Source organism: Stenotrophomonas sp. STEN020, from assembly GCF_056760195.1.
On the sequence record NZ_JBRREI010000002.1, the window covers coordinates 144788 to 165524 of the forward strand.

Genomic DNA, 20737 nt, shown 5'->3' on the forward strand with positions numbered 1-20737 from the left:
CTGCCCAGCTGGTAACCTTTACGCATGAGCCGTCTGCCAACTACACCGTCCACCGCAGCTACAACCTCGCGGTTCGGGCACTACTGGAAATTGATGCGCGCCGACCGCCCGATCGGCACCTTGCTGCTGCTGTGGCCCACCTGGTGGGCGCTGTGGCTGGCCGCCGATGGCCTGCCGCCGCTGTGGACACTGTTCGTGTTCAGCGCCGGCGTCTGGCTGACCCGATCGGCCGGCTGCGTGATCAATGACTACGCCGACCGCTGGCTGGACCCGCACGTCAAACGCACCAAGGACCGGCCGCTGGCCACCGGCGCGATCTCCGGCCGCGCGGCGTTGATGCTGTTCGCCGGATTGATGCTGGTCGCGTTCGCGCTGGTGTTGACCCTGAACGCCCTGACCATCGCGCTGAGCTTCATCGGCGTATTCCTGGCCGCCAGCTACCCCTACCTGAAGCGCTACACACATCTGCCGCAGGTGTATCTGGGCATGGCCTTCGGCTGGGGCATTCCGATGGCCTTCGCCGCCGTCCAGGGCGAGGTTCCGCCGCTGGGCTGGGTGCTGTATGCCGCCAACATCCTCTGGTCCACCGCCTATGACACCTGGTACGCCATGGTCGACCGCGACGATGACCTGAAGGTGGGTTCGCATTCCACCGCCATCCTGTTCGGTGATCTGGACCTGGTGATCCAGGGCATCCTGTACGCGCTGTTCTTTGCCGCGATGGCCTTGGTCGGGCAGCGCGCGGGGTTGGGCTGGGCTTATTGGGCCGGCATCGGTGTGGCGATGGCGTTGGTGGTGTATGAGTTCTGGCTATGCCGTGATCGTGAGCGCGAGCCTTGTTTCAAGGCCTTCCTGCACAACAACTGGGTCGGCGCGGTGTTGTTTGCTGGCATTGTTGCCAGCCAGTATCTGGATTGAAGAAACGGCCCGCAGTGCGGGCCGTTTCTTTGTTGGTAGAGCGTAGCCATGCCGCGCTGGGGCATTACCGGGAAAGCCCTGCCGAGCATGGCTCGGCACTACCCGCTGGGGCACTACCGGTGAAGCCTCTGCCGAGCATGGCTCGGCACTACGCTCAGCCCCCCTTTCGCGCGGCGAAGGGGAGGGTTGGGGAGGGGTAAGCTTTACACCACGCCGATGGACTTGCCCAGCGAACGCAGGCGGAACGCCGCAACTATCTGCAGCACGCCGTAGATCAAGGCCAGCACGCCGATCCACAGCGAGGTCACCGCCAGGCCAGCAATGGGGTTGAGTGCGAACATCACGCCCAATGCCACCGCCAGCAGGCCGCTGACAATCAGCATCCACTCGCCGCTGATCTGCTTGCGCACGCGGATGGCGAACACGATGCGGTAAATGCCGCCAACCACCAGCCACGCGGCCAGGAACAGCAGCAGCACGCTCGCGGTTGCCAGCGGGTTGATCACCGCCAGTACACCAAAGGCAATCGATGCCAGTGCATAGAACAGCGCCCAACCACGCGATACCGGTGCCGAGCCATTGAAGGCCGAAATCAGCACCACCACGCCTTCAACAATGGCCATGATGCCCAGCCACCACGCCAGAACGGCCGCGGTACGCACCGGCGCCATTACCGCCAGCACGCCAAATATCACTGCAAACAGGCCGAACAACAGCAGCACCCACCAGTTGCGCGTCAATGAGCCAAACAGCGATCCAGCAGGAAATCCAGGGGAAGCACCCATGTCTGTCTCCTCATGTTGAACAGGTGTAAAGGCCTTTCAATCCCAGTCTAGGCCCATAGCCGTAGTAATGACATGTAGAGATGACACTCATGATTTCAAGCCAGTTGCGGCGCAGATACGGCCTTGTGATCACACAGACGGCAATCACGGCACCCGCGCGCAGACCCAGGCATCCACCCGTTGCACGCCAGCGCGGTGCAGGGTGAGCGCTGCTGCATGCAAGGTGGCACCGGTGGTCATCACGTCATCGAGCAGCACCACATGTGCAGGCAACTGCCCCACCGCGATGAAGGCGCCGCGCAGATTACGTTTGCGCTCCGATGCGTCCAACTCCGATTGCGGCTGGGTTGAGCGCCGCCGATACAGGCCCCGGCACAGCGGCAATTGCAGCGCGCGCGCCACCGGCTTGGCCAGCTCCCAAGCCTGGTCATAACCGCGCTGGCGCAGCCGTGACAGATGCAGCGGCACCGGCACGATCGCCTGCGGTCGCTCGGCGTCGCGCACCGCATCCAGCAACAAGGCCGACAACAGCCGCCCGGCGCTGAGGTCGTGGTGGAATTTGAACCGCAGCAACAAGCCGTCTACCGGCGCGCTGTAGGTAAAGGCCGCCAGCACCGACTGCAGGGGCGAGTTCGAACGCTGGCAGGCACCGCACAGCCCATCCGCGTCGGAACCCGGCAAGGGCAGCGCACAACGTCGGCAAGCGGCCTGTTGCCATGGCAATCCGGCGCCGCAGGCCAGGCACAGATCCCGCCCCGGGACACCGTCCTCCCCGCAGACCAGGCAGCGCGGCGGGAACAGCAAGGCTGATAGCCCGCTCCCGACCCTGTAAACCATGCTCTTCATTTGATGGTTGACAGCAATGTGTATGCTGACCAGACTGCGCCGCTTCCATCGCCCCATCTGTCAGGTAACACCGATGTCCACCGTCATCCGCCACGACTGGAAGCGCGAAGAGCTGCTGTCCCTGCTCGAACTGCCCTTCCCCGAGCTGCTGCATCGCGCAGCCAGCGTGCATCGCCAGCACTTCGACCCGGCGCAGGTACAGGTTTCCACCCTGCTCTCGGTCAAGACCGGCGGTTGCCCGGAAGACTGCGCCTACTGCCCGCAGGCCCAGCGCTACGACACCGGCGTGGACGCGCAGAAGCTGATGGACACCGACAGCGTGGTGGCCCGTGCCCGCGCCGCCAAGCAGGCCGGCGCCTCGCGCTTCTGCATGGGTGCGGCCTGGCGCTCGCCCAAGGACCGTGACATCCCCAAGGTCGCGGCGATGATCCGCGAGGTGAAGTCGCTGGGTCTGGAGACCTGCGCCACCCTGGGCATGCTCGAAGGCCACCAGGCACAGGCGCTGAAGGACGCCGGGCTGGACTACTACAACCACAATCTGGACACCGCGCCGGATTACTACGACTCCATCATCCACACCCGCCAGTACCAGGACCGCCTGGATACGCTGGAGCACGTGCGCAACGCCGGCATGAAGACCTGCTGCGGCGGCATCGTCGGCATGGGTGAAACCCGCGAACACCGCGCCGGTCTGCTGCAGGCGCTGGCCAACCTGCCGGCACACCCGGATTCGGTGCCGATCAACCGCCTGGTGCAGGTCGCCGGTACGCCGCTGCATGGCAGTGCTGAGCTGGACCCGTTCGAGTTCGTGCGCATGATCGCGGTCGCCCGCATCGTCATGCCGCGCTCGATGGTGCGGCTGTCGGCCGGCCGCGAAAGCATGAGCGACGAGCTGCAGGCGCTGTGCTTCCTGGCCGGCGCCAACTCCATCTTCTATGGCGAAAAGCTGCTGACCACCGGCAACCCGGACACCGAGCGCGACCAGGCCCTGTTCGCCCGCCTCGGCATCAGCCCGATGCAGGTGCATGTGGACGCCGATGACCACGACCACCCCGGCACGGTGCACCTGGATATCGCTCCGCTCTGCGCCCGCAGCGCCTGACCTGGCTGGCGCCCCGCCCGCGGGGCGCCGCTAGGGCATTCTTACAGGCAACCGGGTACGCTAGCCGCCCGCTTGACCATGAACCCTGCCATGGCCCGTCCTGATATCCACGACCGCATCAACGCCCAGCGCAAGCTGCGGCTTGCCCAAGGCCGCATCCGCACCCGGCGCAGCATCAGCCGCCGTGACGGGGTGCGATTGGAGCTGGACGGCCGCTGGTTGACCGGCTTCTGCAGCAATGACTACCTCGGCCTGTCGCAACAGTTCGAGGTGATCGCCGCGCTGCAGGATGCCGCCGGCCGCGAAGGCGCCGGCAGCACTGCCTCGCACCTGGTCTGTGGCCACCACAGCCTGCACGAGCAGCTGGAACGCGAGATGGCCGACTGGCTCGGCTATCCCCGCGCCCTGCTGTTCGACAGCGGCTTCATGGCCAACCTGGCCGTGCAGCAGGCGCTGCTCAGCGAAGAAACAGATATCTGCGTGCAGGACCGGCTCAACCACGCCAGCCTGCTCGATGCCAGCCGCCTGGCCGGCTGCCGCCTGCGCCGCTATCCGCATCTGGACAGCGAAGGCGCCATGCGCCAGCTCAAGAACACCGCCGACGGCGCCGCCATGCTGGTCACCGACGGCGTCTTCAGCATGGATGGCGATATCGCCCCGCTGCGTTCGCTGGCGCTGGTGGCACGCATGCAGGAGGCGTTGTTCTATGTGGATGACGCCCATGGCATCGGCGTGATCGGCGAACACGGTCGCGGCTGTGTGGCCGATGCAGGACTGAGCGTGAACGAAGTTCCGCTGCAGCTGCTGACCCTGAGCAAGGCGCTTGGCGGCCACGGCGCGGTGGTGGTGGGCGAAGACGCGTTGATCCAGCATCTGGCCGAAACCGCACGTCCTTACATCTACACCACCGCCCTGCCGCCGGCACAGGCTGCCGCCTCACTGGCGGCGGTGAAGCTGGCGCGTCGCGACCATTGGCGCCGCGACAAGCTCACCGAACTGATCGCCGCCTTCCGCGAGGGCGCACGCCGCAACGGGCTGGAGCTGATGGCCTCGGAAACCCCGATCCAACCGCTGCTGTGCGGCGACGAAGCCACGGTGATGGCCTTGTCGGCGACGCTGGAGCAGTCCGGCTTCCTGGTCAGCGCGATCCGTCCACCGACCGTACCCGAAGGCAAGGCACGCCTGCGCGTGACCTTGTCGGCGCTGCATACCGTCGAGCAGGTCAAGGCGCTGGTGGAAGCCATCGCCAAGGCCCGCGACGTGGTGCTGTACCAGAAGTCCCTGAACACTATTGCCTGAGAACCGGTTGTAACGCCATGCATATCCACGTCACCGGCAGCGGACCGGCATTGGTCCTGATCCACGGCTGGGCACTGCATGGCGGCATCTTCGCGCCGCTGGTGGAACGGCTGGCACCGCACTTCGAACTGCATGTGGTCGACCTGCCCGGGCACGGCCACAGCCGCGACGACGCCACGCCCTTGCGCCTGCCGTATCTGGTCAACGCCATTGCCAGCGCCACCCCGGCGGCGGTGTGGTGTGGCTGGTCGCTGGGTGGGCTGGTTGCCCTGCACGGCGCCGCCACGCTGCCGCAGGTACGCGGGCTGGCAATGCTGGCGGCGACGCCGCGCTTCGTGCGCGATGCCGATTGGCCCGATGCAGTGGAACCGGTGGTGTTCGAGCAGTTCGGCCGTGATCTGGAACAGGATTATCGCGGCACCTTGGAGCGCTTCCTGGCGCTGGACGTGATGGGCTCGCAGCACGCCCGCAGCGAACTGCGCACCCTGCGCGATGCGCTGGTCGAACGCGGCGAACCGGCCCCGCGCGCCCTGCACGAAGGTCTGGCCCTGCTGGAGCGCAGCGACCTGCGCGGCAGCCTGCCCAGCCTGCACAAACCCGGCCTGTGGATAGGCGGACAGCGCGACCGGCTGGTGCCGTCCAAGGCCCTGCATCAGGCCGCAGCACTGGCGCCCGCAGGCCTGCACAGCGCCCACACGATTGAAGGCGGCGGCCACGCGCCGTTCCTTGGCCATGCCGATCACGTTGCCGGGCTGCTGCAACAGTTTGTTGCTGGCTGCGCGTGAGCGGTTACGCGGCCATTCGCGCTGGCTGGCCGATGATGTCCGAGGCCGCTTGAACACCGCAGCGCTCCCCATCCTGAATTACGAAACCGAATCACCGCCATGTCTTCTCTGTTTGATCCAAAACACGTCCGCCGCGCCTTCTCGCGCGCCGCCAGCAGCTACCGCGCCGCCGCCGTGCTGCAGCAGGAAGTGGCCAAACGCCTGCTGGAATCGCTGGACTACCTGGAAGACCGGCAGCCGCAGGTGGTGTTGGACGTGGGCAGCGGCCCGGCCCATGCCACCGCGGCGATGAAGAAGCGCTGGCCGAAGGCGCAGGTGATCGCACTGGACCTGGCCTTGCCAATGCTGGCCGAGGCAAAGAAACAGGCCGGTTGGTGGCGCCCGTTCTCGCGCGTTTGCGCCGACGCCCGCGCCCTGCCGCTGGCTGACAACAGCGTCGACGTGATCTACAGCAACCTGTGCCTGCAGTGGGTGGAAGACCTGCCAGCGGTATTTGCCGGCTTCCGCCGCGTGCTCAAGCCAAATGGCCTGCTGGTCTGTTCAACGTTTGCCCACGACACGCTGGTGGAACTGCGCCAGGCCTTTGCGCAGGCCGATGACACCTCGCATGTCAGCCACTTCGTGCAGATCGCCCAGTTCGGCGACGCCTTGATGATGGCCGGCTTCCGCGATCCGGTACTGGATCGCGACATGTTCACCCTGACCTATGACGACCTGCCGACGCTGATGCGCGAGCTCAAGGCGATTGGCGCCACCAACGCCATGCACAACCGTCGCCACACATTGACTGGGCGCAGCCGTTTTGCGGCAGCACGCGATGCTTACGAGCCGATGCGTCGCGCTGACGGCAAACTGCCGAGCAGCTGGGAAGTTGTGTATGCGCATGCTTGGGCACCGGCACCGGGCGCGCCGATTCGCGAGCAGGGCCAGGATGTGGCCAGCGTGCCGTTGTCGTCGATTCCTATCCGGCGGAAGACGCAGGAATAGGAATTCGGGAAAAGGGCAGATGCAGATGCGGCACCGTAGTGCCGAGCCATACTCGGCAAGGGCCTTGCAGACAATCCAGCGGACAATGCGTCAGCTTCACGGCTTACGCCGCTCCCACAAGAACGGGGAGCGGATGCCGAGCCGCTCAAGCCCCTTTTACAAACAGGTCGCGGTGGAAGAAATAGACCTCCTGCAGCAGGAAACGCCAGCTGGTGTGGAAGCTGCGGAAGCGCGTGCTCGGCGTGGACGATGCCAGTGCATCAATGCCCAACTCCTTCGACAAACGCAGCGCGCGCGCCATGTGCAGCGGGTCGCTGACCACGATCACCTTGTGCATATCATGCTTGGCCATCACCTGCTTGGCCTCGACTAGATTCTGCCGGGTGGTGCGCGAGCGGGTTTCGATCAGGATGTCTTTACCTGGAATCTTCTGCTTCAGCGCATAGCGCCGCGCTACCTGTGATTCGGAGAAACGCGCGCCCGTACCACCAAAGCCACCGGTGAAGATCAACTTCGGTGCATAGCCCTGCCGGTACAGATCCAGGCCATGACGGATGCGCTCTTCAAACACCGGCGAAGGCTTGGCGTCATAAGCCGCAGCGCCGAGCACGATGATGGCGTCTGCAGGCGCGGCCTGATCACGGTCACCCACCCAGATGATCCATGCCGCCACGCCCAGCAGCCACAACAGCAGCAATACACACAAGCGCCACATCCAGCCCATCAACCCTGTGCGCCGAACAGCTGCCTTCATGCCTGCACCCAGGGCAAGGCATCCAGGTCGACATTGCCGCCAGACAACACCAGCCCCACCGTGCGCCCGGCAAACCGCTGCGGCTGGGCCAGCACCGCCGCCAGTGTGATCGCCGAGGATGGCTCGACGGTCTGCTTCATCACCTGCCAGATCAGCCGCATCGCGGCCACGGTATCGGCATCGTCCACGCTGATTACCTGTGCCGCGCCGTGCAGCAACGTGAAGTTGGGCGCACCCAGTGCACCACGCAGGCCGTCACATAGCGTGTCGGGCACGAAATCAATCAAGCGCTCACCTGCAGCCAGCGAACGCGCGGTATCAGCAGCACCGGCCGGTTCAGCCAGCACCAGCTCGCAGTTCGGCAGCAGCTGCTGCATCGCCAGCAGGCTGCCGGCCGCAAGGCCGCCGCCGCCGACCGGCACCACCAGTACATCCAACTGCGTTCCGGCCTGACGGATCAGTTCGAGCACGGCAGTGCCCTGCCCGGCGATGACCCGCGGGTCGGTATAAGGGTGAACCAGCGTCGCCCCGGTTTCGCGCTGCACGCGCAGACATTCAGCCTCGCGTGCGGCCTGGGTTGGTGCGCACCGCCACAACGTGGCCTGGTTGCGTTCGATATTGGCCAACTTGGCCGCCACCGCGCCCTCAGGCACCACCACATGGCAGGGAACTCCGCGCGAGCGCGCCGCCAAGGCCAGTGCGGCACCGTGATTGCCCGAAGAATGTGTCACCACCCCGTGACTGGCGTGCTCTACATCCAGCGACCACACCGCGTTGCAGGCCCCGCGGAACTTGAACGCGCCGCTGCGCTGCAGGTGCTCAGCCTTGAAGTGCAGGCTGGCGCCGGCCAATGCATCCAGCGCGCGTGAACGCAGCACCGGGGTGACCGTCGCGTGGGCGGCAATCCGCGCCGCTGCTGCCAGAACCTCGGCAAATCCGGGTAAAGGGAGTTCATTCATGGTGAAAGGTTAGCCCAGGCCCCGGGCCTGCGACCATCTCATCTGCGCACACGTTGTATGTTCAGCCATGTAGACGCGAATTAAGGGCCGATTCAACGCTGTGGCCCGAAGCTGGATGCCATACCCACGAGGGGGGGATTTTTTATGATCAAGCGCCTGATTATTTCCGCCGGCCTGCTGTTGGGCCTGTCTGGCTGTGCCACGTATGACTACGTCGGCGGCGGTTCGGGCGGCTATTACCACGGCTCCCCCTCGGTGCAGTACAGCTATCCCTATGGCTACCCGGATCGTGGCTACGGCTACGGCGGTTATGGCTATGGCAGTGGCTATTACGGCTACGGCAACTATGGCTATCCGGTTTACCGGCCCAATTACAACCGCCCGCGCCCGCCGTATCACGGCAACGGGCAGCGTCCGCCGGGCCATGGCAATGGCAACCGGCCGCATCCCGGTGGTGACGGCGATCACAACCATGGTGGCAATCGTCCGCGTCCGCCGGGCAACGGCAATGGTGGCAACGATGGTCGTCCGACCCGCCCACCGCCGGTCAATGGCGGCGGCAACAAGTCGCCTTGGCGTGACCTGGACAACCTGAGCCGCCCGCCGCCGCGCGCCAACAACCAGCCGATGCAGCGGGCTCAGCCCATGCAGCAGGCGATGCAGAGACCACAGGCGGCTGCTCGTCCGGCTATTCAGGCGCGGCCGATGCCGGCACGACAGCCGTCACAAACCCGTGAAGCGCGCGGAGTCAGGGAGCAGGAACGATAAAAAGGTTGCAATTGGCGTAAATGCAGGCATTCTTGGCCCCAAGGGTGACCGCTTACGTCGCATAGTGACCTAAACCGGTCTCGCCCAGACAGTTCAATGTCGATGTCCGTCAGGAAATCTGGATCCCCCCTGTTCCGGCCCTGTCGGACATCGGCGCCTACAAAGACAAAGCCCCGGCCTAGGCCGGGGCTTTGTCTTTTAACGCTTTCCCGCCAAGGCGGGCCTTGCTGGATTGCAAGGCCGGTAGTCCCCCGACTACCGGCCCCCTGCTACCCCAACGTACGCTTCGGTCGGCCCCTGTTCCAATTCCGACCTTGTTGCGCCTATGTCGCATGCCACGTTGGGTGCAATGTATTAGCTGCAGGTTGCGTGCCAACTTTAGGGTTGATGCGTACCTGATTGCGCTTGGCAGTAAAATCACCACACACGCCGTCGCATGGTGGGAATCCCCCGCCGACGGACTTCACACTTTCTTGACCGATCTCACGCCCATGAGCGACTCCTTCTACCGTTACGACGTCATCGTCATTGGCGGCGGCCACGCTGGCACCGAAGCGGCCTTGGCTGCGGCGCGTGGCGGTGCCCGCACCCTGCTGCTGACCCACAACGTCGAAACCGTCGGCGCGATGAGCTGCAACCCGGCCATCGGCGGTATCGGCAAGGGCCATCTGGTCAAGGAGATCGACGCACTAGGCGGGGCCATGGCACATGCCGCCGACCGCGCCGGCATCCAGTGGCGCACCCTCAATGCCTCCAAGGGCCCGGCCGTACGCGCCACCCGCTGCCAGGCCGACCGCAACCTGTACCGAATGGCGATCCGCCGCATCGTCGAGTCGCAGCCCAACCTGACTGTGTTCCAGGCAGCGGTCGATGATCTGGTGATCGAGGGCGACGCGGTACGTGGCGCCATCACCCAGACCGGCCTGACCTTCCACGCTGCCGCAGTTGTGCTGACCGCCGGCACCTTCCTGGCCGGCAAGATCCACATCGGCGAAACCCAATACACCGCTGGCCGCATGGGCGACCCGCCGGCGACCACGCTGGCCGCGCGCCTGCGCGAACGCCCGTTCGTGATTGATCGCCTGAAGACAGGCACCCCGCCACGCATCGACGGTCGCTCGCTGGACTACAGCGTGATGGATGAACAACCCGGCGACGATCCGCTGCCGGTGATGTCCTACCTGGGCGAGGTCAGCGAGCATCCGCAACAGGTAAGTTGCTGGATCACCCATACCAGCGAGCGCACCCACGACATCATCCGTGGTGCCCTGCACCGTTCGCCGCTGTACAGCGGCCAGATCGAAGGCATCGGTCCGCGTTACTGCCCGTCGATCGAAGACAAGGTGGTGCGTTTTGCCGAGAAGAACAGCCACCAGATCTTCGTCGAGCCGGAAGGCCTGGACGTTGTGGAGATCTATCCCAACGGCATTTCCACCTCGCTGCCGTTCGACGTGCAGTTGGAGCTGGTACGCAGCATCCGTGGCTTCGAACAGGCGCATATCACCCGCCCCGGCTACGCGATCGAATACGACTTCTTCGATCCGCGCGGCCTGAAGAACACGCTGGAAACCCGTCAGGTCAACGGCTTGTTCTTCGCCGGCCAGATCAACGGCACCACCGGTTATGAAGAAGCCGGCGCGCAGGGCCTGTTGGCCGGCATCAATGCCGCCTTGTTCGTTCAGGGCAAGGACGGCTGGTGCCCGCGTCGCGACGAAGCCTACATTGGTGTGCTGGTCGATGACTTGATCACCCACGGCACCACCGAGCCTTATCGCATGTTCACCAGCCGCGCCGAATACCGGCTGCAGCTGCGCGAAGACAATGCCGACACCCGTCTGACCCCGACCGGCCGCAAGCTGGGCCTGGTTGACGATCGCCGCTGGTCGGCGTTTGAAACCAAGCAGACTGCCGTCGCCAACGAAAGCGCACGCCTGCGCGGCATCTGGGCAACGCCGGGCAATGCGCTGGGCCGCGAAGTAGCCGAAGCCACCGGCGTGGCAGTCAGCCGCGAAACCAATGTGCTGGACCTGATCAAACGCCCGGAGCTGGATTACGCCAAGTTGATGCAGGTGCCCTCACTCGGACCGGGCGTCGATGATGCGCGCGTGGCCGAGCAGGTTGAGATCAGCGTCAAGTACGCCGGCTATCTGGACCGCCAGCGCGATGAGATCGAACGCCAGCAGCGGCATGAGAACACAGCGATTGTCGAAGGTTTCGACTTTGCCTCGGTGCGTGGTTTGTCGGCTGAGGCACTGCAGAAACTGGAGCGTGTACGCCCACAGACCATCGGTCAGGCGCAGCGTATTCCGGGCATGACCCCGGCCGCGATTTCCTTGCTGTTGGTGCATCTGGAACGGGCGCGACGCGGCAAGGTGGCTTGAGTTTCTGATTGGAGATTTTGGTGGCGGGAGCTTAAGAGCAACCCCTCCCCAACCCTCCCCTGCGCTATGCGCAAGGGAGGGGGCTGTTTCGCTCGCTCTGTCAGATAGCAGCGCCGCCGCTTTTGCCCCCTCCCTTGCGCATAGCGCAGGGGAGGGTTGGGGAGGGGTGCCGTTCGCGGCCACCGCAATATCAATCGCGCCACATCAGTCATATCGATGCATCTACGCTGCATCTGACTTCCAGACAACTACCCAGCCGCCGGAAGTCCCGCGCAAAGCTGCCACCAGCCCGCGCGCTATCATGCGCATCAACGCCTCACCGACCTCGAGTTCCAGCATGCCCGCACTGCGCCCCTTCCTCGATAAAACCCCCACCATCGGCGAGCGCGTCTATATCGACGAGGCCTGCACCATCATTGGTGATGTGCAGATTGATGATGATGCGTCGGTGTGGCCGGGCACGGTTATCCGCGGTGATGTGAATTACGTACGCATTGGTGCGCGTACCAATGTGCAGGACGGCACCATCATTCATGTCAGCCACGACAGTCCCTACAACAAGGGTGGCTACCCGACCCTGATCGGCGAAGGCGTTACCGTCGGCCATGGCTGCATCATCCACGCCTGCACCATCGGCGACTACTGCCTGATCGGCATGGGCGCGTGCATCCTCGATGGCGCGGTGATCGAGGCCAACGCCTTCATCGCCGCCGGCGCGGTGGTCGGGCCGGGCAAGGTGGTGCGCAGCGGTGAGCTGTGGGCTGGCAACCCGGCACGGCTGATGCGCCAGCTCAGCGAGAAGGACATCGAAGGGCTGCGTTATTCGGCCGACCACTACGTAAAGGTCAAGGACCAGTACCGCGGCATGCAGGGCTGACCCGCAGGCATTGTCGGCACCCGCCTTGCGGGTGCACACTGCCGGCCTTGGCGTGGGGACGCCTTCAAGGGATTGACATGAAGTCGATGCGAATCGTGGTGCAGCGCCTGTTGGCGGCTGCGGCGTTGTTGTGTGCTGTTTGCTTTGCCGCCACCGCTCAGGACTCCGCCCAGGAGGAACAGGGCATGAGCGCGGAGCAGTTCGAGCAATCGCTGCATTTCCGTAGCGGGCAGATCGAGGTGCCCGAGGCCAAGGCCCACTTCAATCTGGATGGCGAGTTCCGCTATCTGGACAAGGCCGACGCGCGCCGGGTGTTGGAAGACATGTGGGGCAACCCGCCCGATGACAGTGTGCTGGGCATGATCGTGCCGCGCAGCCCGGGGCTTAGCGAGCAGGAGAGCTGGGCGGTGGTGGTGACCTGGTCCGACGATGGCTACGTGTCCGACGAAGATGCCAGCAAGATCGACTACGACGACCTGCTCAAGACCATGCAGGCCGAGACCCGTGATAGCAATCCCGAACGTGAGAAGGCAGGCTACGGCTCGCTCGATCTGGTCGGCTGGGCAGTGCCCCCACGCTACGAGGCCGGCAGCAAGAAGCTCTATTGGGCACGCGAGCTGGCCTTCAACGACCAGCCAGATCACACCCTCAACTACGACATCCGGGTGCTCGGGCGGCATGGCTACCTGAGCTTGAATGCCGTTTCAGGAATGTCGGAACTGGCACTGGTACGCGAGGGCATGGACAAGCTGCTGCCGATGGCCGAATTCGACCAGGGCGCACGCTACGCCGACCACAACCCCAGCACCGACAAGGTCGCCGCCTATGGCGTGGCTACCCTGATCGGCGGCGGGCTGGCGGCCAAAGCCGGGCTTTTTGCCAAGCTCGGCCTGCTGCTGGCCAAGTTCTGGAAGCTGCTGTTGATCGGCGTGCTGTTCTTCGGTGCTGCAATCAAGAAGCTGTTCGTGCGTGGTGACGACAACCGCACCGTGCGCTGACACCCGCCTCGCCCAGCCTACCGCTGTCGCGGCGGGCTGGGTTTTCAGGCTGCCGCCAGCTAAAGTCAGCGTTCTGATAGGGACGTAGCAGAGACACGAATGCCACAGGCATCCGTCCGGGCCGGACTCCGGGCTTCCATCCGCCGCATGCAGGACCAGCACTTGCTGCTGGAGCCACTGCAATGAACACAGCGCGGCCGATGCTGGACACCTATCGCGAGGTCATCACACCCGAAGGCGTGCCCCTGCAGCTGCCCGCTGCCGGGCCGGTGCCGCGTGCCCTGGCTTGGCTGATCGACCTGTGCGTGCGCTTTGGCGTGCTGATGGTGATGAGCCCGTTGCTGGTCGCACTGGGTGAGCTCGGCCAAGGCATCTACCTGGGCTTGATGTTCCTGATGTTCTGGGCCTACCCGATCGTGCTGGAGGTGTGGTTCGGCCGCACCTTGGGCAAGAAGGCTTTGGGCCTGCGGGTGGTCGCCCGCGACGGCGCCCCCTTGGGCTGGATGGCGGCGATCGTGCGCAACCTGCTACGCACCGTCGACGCGCTGCCGTTTGGTTACGCGCTTGGCTTGGTCACCTGCCTGTTTGATGCGCATGGCCGGCGCTTGGGCGATCTGGTTGCCGGTTCCCTGGTGATCCATACCGCGCCGCGCCCGATTACGCCGCCGGCCCGCATCGATACCGCACTTGCGCCGCCGCTGCCCTTGCAACCCAACGAACAGGCCGCGCTGATCGCCTATGCCGACCGCGCGCCGGCGCTGTCACCCGGGCGCCAGCGTGAGCTGGCCGACATCGTCAGCGGTCTGAGCCAGGAGCGCGGCCAGGCCGGTGTAATGCGTTTGTATGCAATGGCCAACTGGTTGCTGGGGCGGCGATGAGACAGGAACAGTTCGTCACCCGCTATCAGCACGAATGGCAGCAGCTCGAGGACTGGCTGCAAGGCCGTGGCGAGCGCTCGCGCAAAGATCGGCGCAGCATCGACCCCGATTTGCTCGGCGATGAGACCTTCCCGCAGCGCTACCGCCGCCTCTGCCAGCAACTGGCCTTGGCGCGTCGCCGTGGATACAGCCCACAGTTGGTGGAACAACTGCAGCAGCTGATGCAGCGCGGCCACAACCTGCTGTACCGCACGCCGGCACCGCGCTGGCAGCGTGCGCTTGAATTCCTGTTCGCTGATTTCCCAAGCACTGTGCGCAGTCAGGCAGGCGCGATGTGGGTGGCCTGCGCGCTGTTCGTGATTCCGCTGGTCGGAATATTCGTGCTGCTGCAATACAAGCCTGAGCTGATCCACATGCTGCTGGACCCGCGTCAGGTCGCGCAGATGGAAAAGATGTACGACCCCGCCGCCGACAATCTGGGCCGCGACAGCGGCACCGATTGGGCGATGTTCGGCCACTACATCATGAACAACATCAGCATCGGCCTGCGTACCTTTGCCAGCGGACTGTTGGCCGGCATCGGCACCATCCTGGTGTTGCTGTTCAACGGCATCACCATTGGTGCGGTAGCAGGGCATCTGCAGCAGATAGGCTCAGGTGATCCGTTCTGGCGCTTTGTAGTCGGCCACGCGCCATTCGAGCTGACCGCCATCGTCATTGCCGGTGGTGCCGGCCTGCAGCTTGGCCTGCGGCTGTTGGCACCGGGCCGCAAGCGCCGCATTGATGCTCTCATAGAGGGCGGCGTGATTGGTGCACGGCTATGCCTGGGCGTGGCCTTCATGCTGCTGGTGGCGGCCTTCATCGAGGCGTTCTGGTCATCGATCGCGTGGGTGCCGATGTGGGGCAAGCTCAGTGTGTCTGCCGTGCTGTGGACGGTAGTGCTGCTGTGGCTGTGGCGCGGCGGGCGTGGAGGTGATCGTGCGGATTGATCAACTCGACGTCGTGCTGCGCGCACGCTCGCAATGGGAAGCGATGGAGCTTGGCACCGCCTTGGTCCGCCGTCATGCCACTGCGATCTGGAAGCCCTGGGTGTTGCTGACGCTGCCGGTATTCGCACTGCTCAACCTGCTGGGCTGGTGGCTGGACAGCTTCTGGCTGTCCGGCGTGCTCCTGTGGTGGCTGAAGCCCGCGTTCGAGCGCATCCCGCTGTATGTGATTTCGCGCGGCGCGTTTGGTGCCGAGCCCACTACCGCTCAAACCCTGCGCGCGCAGTGGAACTGGGGCTGGCGCGGTCTCGGCGCCTATCTCGGCTGGCGTCGCCTCAGCCCTGCCCGCTCGCTGTTGATGCCGGTCGATCTATTGGAAGGTGGCGACGCCAGCCAGCGGCGCGGACGCCGGCATGCACTTGGCGGTGCGGCCTATGGTCACGCCACCCTGCTCACTTGGGTGTGCTGGCATTTCGAGCTCATGCTGCAGCTTGCCGGCGTCGCCCTGGTCTTCATGTTCGTGCCGGTGGAACTGCTATCCGAATCGCTACGCGCCACCTGGGAGCTGATCGGCGAAGACACCCCCGCGTGGGCATGGATAGGCTTCAATCTGTTGGCGTGGCTGGCGATGACCTTGATCAGCCCGTTCTATAGCGGTGCCGGCTTTGGCCTCTACCTCAACCGCCGCACTCAGCTGGAAGCCTGGGATGTGGAAATCGCCTTCCGTCGCCTGCGCGAGCGACTGGCTGGGCTGGCGCCGATGCTGGTGTTGCTGTTGGCGGTGTTCGCGTTGCCGTCGCTGCAGGCGCGGGCACAGGACAACGCTGATACCCACAACGCCAGCAGCCACAGCAATCGCAAAGACGTTGCTGAAGCAGGACCGGAAGCAGCTGCCGCTACGGCGACCACGCCACAGCAGCTGTTTGGTGCCGCACCGGCCGACACCGCCGGCTTCCGTCAGGCCGCTGCACGCGCCTATGAAGACCCGCAACTCGGCGCCAAGCGCAGCGTCACCCGTTGGGTGAAGAAGAGCAAGACACCAAAGATCGACGACGACAGCAACAAACCCGATGCCGGCCCGATCTTCGCCGCCATCGCCAAGTTCGCCGCGCTGATCGGCGAGAGCATCCTGTGGATTCTGCTTGGCGTATTGCTGGTGGCGCTCGCCCTGACCGCACGCTGGTGGCTGCCGTGGTTCCGTGGCGATGGCCGTCGCCGCCGCGACGTGCACGCACCCGCGCTGCAGGAAGCCCTGCAATTGCCGGAAGTGCTGCCGCCGGACATCCTCGGTGGCGCGCGGCGGCTGTGGCGCGAAGGCAAGCCACGGCACGCGCTGGCGCTGCTATACCGTGCTTCGGTGGAAGTGCTGGTCGAACGCGGCAACGTCGTGCTGCCACCGGGCGCCACCGAAGCGCAGTGCCTGCGTGCCTCACGCAAGATGCCGCAGGAAGCCGATCGCAGCCTGTTCGCACGCATGGTGCGCACCTGGCAGTACGCCGCCTATGCCGGCCGCCTGCCAAGCGATGAAGAGTTCGACGCATTGACCAAGGAGCTGCACCAGCAGTACGGGTGGCCGGCATGAACAGCGCCCTGCGTAATTCGCTGATCATCGTGCTGCTATTACTGACCTGCCTGATCGCGTTCTGGTTCGTGCGCAACTTCGAAAGAACCAGCGAAGAGATCACCCTGCCCGCTTATGGCGAGCCCACCTACAACGCACTGTATGCGCTGCGCGAAACCCTGATCCGCGACGGCAGCAAAGCCGAAACCCGGCGCCAGCTCGACCTTCCCACCATGCAGCTGCAGCCTGGCGATACCGTGCTGATGCTCGACGACCCGCGCCTGCTCACTCCCGCACAGGTCGAGAGCCTGCTGGACTGGGTGCAGTTCGGCGGTCATCTGCTGCTGCACGCACCCGATGCCGACGAAGACCTGGACGGCGACGAACAGGGCTTGTTGGAACGCCTCGGCGTGGTCACCAGTGACGTATCGGCGCGCTGCCAGGTCTGGCAGGTGCCCGGCCAGGAATCACACAACGAGTTCTGCGGCGGCAACCGCTTCACCCTAGCCGATAAGGCCCGCGCCGAGCGTCGCTGGGCCGATGCGGATGACGATAGCACGCTGGCCTATGCGCGCCTGCGTTACGGCCTTGGCCGGGTCGATGTCCTGGGCGACATGGACTTCCTGCTCAACGGCGGCGGCGAACGCGACACCGGCCTGCGCGACATCCCGCACCGTGATCTGGCCCGGCTGGTGCTGGCACCTAATTACGGCAAGGGCACCATCCACCTGATCTACGCGATGGAACTGCCGTCGCTATGGAAGACGCTGTTCCAACGCGGCTGGCCGGTGTGGGTACCGTTGTTGCTCGCGCTGCTGGCGTGGCTGTGGATGCGCTGCCAGCGCTTCGGCGCGCTGCGGCCCTCGCCGCGCGAAGACCGCCGCTCGCTGCTGGAGCACGTGCGCGCCAGCGGCGAGCACCTGCACCGCTACCGCAAGTCACCGCTGCTGTATGACGCGGTACGCCAGGCCTTCCTCGCCCGCCTGCGCCGCCGCGCGCCGGTGGCCGCCGCGTTGAGCGGCGATGCCCAGGCACAAGCCATTGCCGATCACCTGCAGTGGCCGATCAGCCGCGTACAGACCGCGTTGCAGATTCCCCCTTCGCAGGACGACATCGCCCTGCGCGACCGCATCCGCTTGCTCATCCAGATGAGAAACCAGCTATGACCGACGAGTTCACTCCGCCTGCCCTCCCCGGCGATGCACCCGCGCCGACGCCCGCTCCCTCGCCGGTCAACACGGATCTGATTGAACGCGTCGAACGCATCCGCGAAGCGGTAGGCCATGCCTTCATCGGCCAGAGCGACGTGCTGGACCAGATCCTGATCGCCCTGCTGGCCGGTGGCCACGTACTGATCGAAGGCGTGCCCGGACTGGGCAAAACGCTGCTGGTGCGCGCCCTGGCGCAGGCATTGGAACTGGACTACGCACGCGTGCAGTTCACCCCCGACCTGATGCCCAGCGACGTCAGCGGCCACGCCGTCTACGACCCCAAGACCGAAAGCTTCAAGATCCGTCGCGGCCCGGTGTTCACCAATCTGCTGCTGGCCGACGAAATCAACCGCGCCCCGGCCAAGACCCAGTCGGCGCTGCTGGAAGTGATGCAGGAAGGCCAGGTCACCATCGAAGGCAAGGCCTTCGCACTGACTCCGCCGTTCCTGACCATGGCCACGCAGAACCCAGTGGAGCAGGAAGGCACCTACCCGCTGCCGGAAGCCCAGCTGGACCGTTTCCTGCTGAAAGTGCTGATCGACTACCCGCAGCTGGAAGACGAAAAGCAGATGGTGCAGGCCATCACCACTGGCCGCACCGCCAGCGACTTCAACCTCACCCAGGTGCCACGCGTACTCAGCGGCGCCGATGTGGTGGAGTTGCAGAAGGCGGTGGCGGCGATCACCGTTGACCCGCAGGTGATTGATTACGCTGTGCGCATCGTCGCGGCGACCCGCAAGTGGCCGGGTATTGCGCTCGGCGCAGGCCCGCGCGGCAGCATTGCGCTGGTGCGCGCCGCCCGCGCACAAGCGGTGCTGTCTGGCCGCGACTTCGTCACTCCGGATGATGTGCGCGAGATTGCCAAGCCGGCACTGCGTCATCGCATCGCGCTGGCCCCGGAACTGCAGATCGAAGGCCAATCCGCCGACGACGCCTTGACCGCCCTGCTCGCCAAGGTGGAGGCCCCGCGCAAGTGAGCAAAGCGGCAAGAAGCGCCGGCATCTCAAACGAAGCCCTTGCCTCAGCCCCCTCCCTTGCGCGCGCAGCACGAAGGGGAGGGTTGGGGAGGGGTGCCGTAGCTCCTGCCCCCTCCCTTGCGCGCGCAGCGCGGAGGGGAGGGCTGGGGAGGGGTGCCGTAGCTCCTGCCCCCTCCCTTTCGCGCGCAGTGCGAAGGGGAGGGCTGGGGAGGGGTGCTTCTACTTCTACTGCAGCTCATTCTTCATCAGCACCAGAACACCAAACAACCAGGGCCACGCAGTGAGACCCGCCCCCCTACTGATCACCCTGCTGGTGCTCTGGAGCCTGCTCGGCCTGCCAGTTGCCCTGCACTACCTGCCACTGCAGGCATGGACCATCAGCGCAGCAGCAATCGCGGCACTCGCCTTGCTCGACCTCCTGCTGCTCTGGCGCAAGCCCAGCCCACAGGTACGTCGCGAACTCCCCGAGTCCCTCGCCCTGGGCGTCGAGCGCGAAACCTGGCTGCAGCTGGATTCCTACGGCAAGCAGCGCGTCGACGTATTCGACCTGCTGCCAGATGGCTGGAACGGCGACGGCCTGCCGCGCCGGTTGAAACTGGGCAAAGCCAGCGAAACCCGTTTCAGCTACCGCTTCACCCCCGCCAACCGTGGCACCTTCGTGTTTGATGGCGTGCACCTGCGCCTGCACTCCCCGCTGCGCCTTTGGCGGCAGCAACGCACGGTAGGTACGTCGCAAACCGTGCGTGTCTATCCCAACTTCGCCCCACTCACCCGCTTCGCCTTGCTCAGCGCGGAGATGGCATCACGACTGGTAGGTGCGCACCTGAAGCGTCGCCGTGGTGAAGGCACCGACTTCCATCAGATGCGCGAGTACCGCATCGGCGACAGCCTGCGCCAGATCGACTGGAAAGCCACTTCGCGCGCACGCAAGCTGATCTCGCGCGAATACCAGGACGAGAAGAACCAGCAGCTGGTGATGATGATCGACACCGGCCGGCGGATGATGGCCGACGAAGGTGGCCTGTCGCATTTCGACCACGTGCTCAATGCCTCGCTGGTGGTGTCGTACCTCGCGCTGCGCCAAGGCGACGGCGTCGGCCTGTTTGCCAGTGGTGGCGACAGCCGTTGGGTAGCGCCGAAACGCGGCATGGGCGCGATCGACAGCCTGCTGCGTGCCAGCTACGACCTGCAGCCCAAGCCGGTGGCTACCGACTATCTTGCTGCGGCCACCGAGTTGTCGCTGCGGCAATCGCGGCGCAGCCTGGTGATGCTGGTTACCAACGTACGCGACGAAGATATCGAAGATCTGCTCGCCGCCGTGCGCCTGCTGCAGAAGCGGCACCTGGTATGCGTGGCCAGCCTGCGAGAGCGCGAGCTGGATCAGGCGCTGACGCGTGAAGTTGAAACCGTGCCCGACGCGATACAGGCTGGCGCCATTGCCGCCTACCTGCAGCAACGCAGCGACGCCCATGAAGCGCTGCGGAGTCATCGGGTGATGGTGTTGGACGTTACCGCAGAAGAGTTGCCGGCAGCATTGGTGGAACGCTATCTGGCAGTGAAGCGCGACGGGTTGCTGTAACCCGTTTGTCCCGGCTTCGCGGCTCACGCCGCTCCTACAAAAGCCGGGTCATGTAGTGCCGAGCCATGCTCGGCAGGGGCGTCACC

19 protein-coding genes are annotated in these 20737 nt (G+C 65.1%); 15 read left to right on the plus strand and 4 right to left on the minus strand.

What is annotated here, in order from left to right:
- Positions 1 to 24 precede the first annotated feature (24 nt).
- Positions 25 to 918: a 4-hydroxybenzoate octaprenyltransferase gene (gene ubiA, locus ACVOLZ_RS01890; RefSeq protein ID WP_481514832.1), complete on the plus strand. Its 894-nt coding sequence runs from the start codon at positions 25 to 27 to the stop codon at positions 916 to 918.
- Positions 919 to 1121: 203 nt separating this feature from the next.
- Here ubiA and ACVOLZ_RS01895 read toward each other — a convergent pair whose 3' ends face one another.
- Positions 1122 to 1703 (minus strand): HdeD family acid-resistance protein, encoded by a 582-nt coding sequence (locus tag ACVOLZ_RS01895; protein WP_481514833.1) that lies wholly within the window; start codon positions 1701 to 1703, stop codon positions 1122 to 1124.
- A gap of 144 nt (positions 1704 to 1847) precedes the next feature.
- Positions 1848 to 2549, minus strand: coding sequence for a ComF family protein (locus tag ACVOLZ_RS01900; RefSeq protein ID WP_481514834.1), 702 nt, complete (start codon positions 2547 to 2549; stop codon positions 1848 to 1850).
- Between the two features lie 73 nt (positions 2550 to 2622).
- Here ACVOLZ_RS01900 and bioB point away from each other — a divergent pair, with 73 nt between their 5' ends.
- The 4 genes from bioB to bioC all read left to right on the plus strand — a co-directional run bounded on the left by bioB (position 2623) and on the right by bioC (position 6722).
- Positions 2623 to 3651 (plus strand): biotin synthase BioB, encoded by a 1029-nt coding sequence (bioB, locus tag ACVOLZ_RS01905; RefSeq protein ID WP_481513442.1) that lies wholly within the window; start codon positions 2623 to 2625, stop codon positions 3649 to 3651.
- Positions 3652 to 3741: 90 nt separating this feature from the next.
- A complete protein-coding gene (bioF, locus tag ACVOLZ_RS01910; RefSeq protein WP_481514835.1) occupies positions 3742 to 4950 on the plus strand; it encodes an 8-amino-7-oxononanoate synthase in 1209 nt (402 codons plus the stop codon).
- A 17-nt stretch (positions 4951 to 4967) separates the two neighbouring features.
- Entirely contained in the window at positions 4968 to 5735 is a 768-nt protein-coding gene (bioH, locus tag ACVOLZ_RS01915) for a pimeloyl-ACP methyl ester esterase BioH (protein WP_481514836.1), read from the plus strand.
- Between the two features lie 99 nt (positions 5736 to 5834).
- Entirely contained in the window at positions 5835 to 6722 is an 888-nt protein-coding gene (gene bioC, locus ACVOLZ_RS01920) for a malonyl-ACP O-methyltransferase BioC (protein ID WP_481514837.1), read from the plus strand.
- Between the two features lie 145 nt (positions 6723 to 6867).
- Here bioC and ACVOLZ_RS01925 read toward each other — a convergent pair whose 3' ends face one another.
- Positions 6868 to 7476 (minus strand): YdcF family protein, encoded by a 609-nt coding sequence (locus tag ACVOLZ_RS01925; RefSeq protein ID WP_481508103.1) that lies wholly within the window; start codon positions 7474 to 7476, stop codon positions 6868 to 6870.
- Positions 7473 to 8435, minus strand: coding sequence for a pyridoxal-phosphate dependent enzyme (locus ACVOLZ_RS01930; RefSeq protein WP_481514838.1), 963 nt, complete (start codon positions 8433 to 8435; stop codon positions 7473 to 7475). Before ACVOLZ_RS01930 ends, ACVOLZ_RS01925 begins: the two co-directional genes overlap by 4 nt.
- A gap of 144 nt (positions 8436 to 8579) precedes the next feature.
- Between ACVOLZ_RS01930 and ACVOLZ_RS01935 the strand changes: the two genes are divergently transcribed.
- The 10 genes from ACVOLZ_RS01935 (at position 8580) to ACVOLZ_RS01980 (ending at position 20651) form a co-directional block, all read left to right on the plus strand.
- The gene (locus ACVOLZ_RS01935) at positions 8580 to 9203 is read left to right on the plus strand and encodes a hypothetical protein (protein WP_481514839.1); all 624 of its coding nucleotides are present in this window, start codon (positions 8580 to 8582) and stop codon (positions 9201 to 9203) included.
- Between the two features lie 491 nt (positions 9204 to 9694).
- The gene (gene mnmG / locus ACVOLZ_RS01940) at positions 9695 to 11584 is read left to right on the plus strand and encodes a tRNA uridine-5-carboxymethylaminomethyl(34) synthesis enzyme MnmG (RefSeq protein ID WP_481514840.1); all 1890 of its coding nucleotides are present in this window, start codon (positions 9695 to 9697) and stop codon (positions 11582 to 11584) included.
- Between the two features lie 337 nt (positions 11585 to 11921).
- Positions 11922 to 12461: a gamma carbonic anhydrase family protein gene (locus tag ACVOLZ_RS01945; RefSeq protein WP_481514848.1), complete on the plus strand. Its 540-nt coding sequence runs from the start codon at positions 11922 to 11924 to the stop codon at positions 12459 to 12461.
- A gap of 77 nt (positions 12462 to 12538) precedes the next feature.
- The gene (locus tag ACVOLZ_RS01950; protein WP_481514841.1) at positions 12539 to 13459 is read left to right on the plus strand and encodes a DUF2167 domain-containing protein; all 921 of its coding nucleotides are present in this window, start codon (positions 12539 to 12541) and stop codon (positions 13457 to 13459) included.
- 182 nt (positions 13460 to 13641) lie between these two features.
- Positions 13642 to 14337, plus strand: coding sequence for an RDD family protein (locus ACVOLZ_RS01955; protein WP_481514842.1), 696 nt, complete (start codon positions 13642 to 13644; stop codon positions 14335 to 14337).
- Positions 14334 to 15326, plus strand: a complete 993-nt coding sequence (locus tag ACVOLZ_RS01960) for a stage II sporulation protein M (protein ID WP_481514843.1) — start codon at positions 14334 to 14336, stop codon at positions 15324 to 15326. Before ACVOLZ_RS01955 ends, ACVOLZ_RS01960 begins: the two co-directional genes overlap by 4 nt.
- A complete protein-coding gene (locus ACVOLZ_RS01965) occupies positions 15316 to 16905 on the plus strand; it encodes a DUF4129 domain-containing protein (RefSeq protein WP_481514844.1) in 1590 nt (529 codons plus the stop codon). Before ACVOLZ_RS01960 ends, ACVOLZ_RS01965 begins: the two co-directional genes overlap by 11 nt.
- The gene (locus tag ACVOLZ_RS01970) at positions 16902 to 18050 is read left to right on the plus strand and encodes a DUF4350 domain-containing protein (protein WP_481514845.1); all 1149 of its coding nucleotides are present in this window, start codon (positions 16902 to 16904) and stop codon (positions 18048 to 18050) included. The genes ACVOLZ_RS01965 and ACVOLZ_RS01970 overlap by 4 nt, the downstream gene beginning before the upstream one ends.
- Positions 18047 to 19072, plus strand: a complete 1026-nt coding sequence (locus ACVOLZ_RS01975) for an AAA family ATPase (protein WP_481514846.1) — start codon at positions 18047 to 18049, stop codon at positions 19070 to 19072. The genes ACVOLZ_RS01970 and ACVOLZ_RS01975 overlap by 4 nt, the downstream gene beginning before the upstream one ends.
- A 280-nt stretch (positions 19073 to 19352) precedes the next feature.
- Complete coding sequence (locus ACVOLZ_RS01980; protein WP_481514847.1) at positions 19353 to 20651, plus strand: DUF58 domain-containing protein; 1299 nt, start codon at positions 19353 to 19355, stop codon at positions 20649 to 20651.
- Positions 20652 to 20737: the final 86 nt, after the last annotated feature.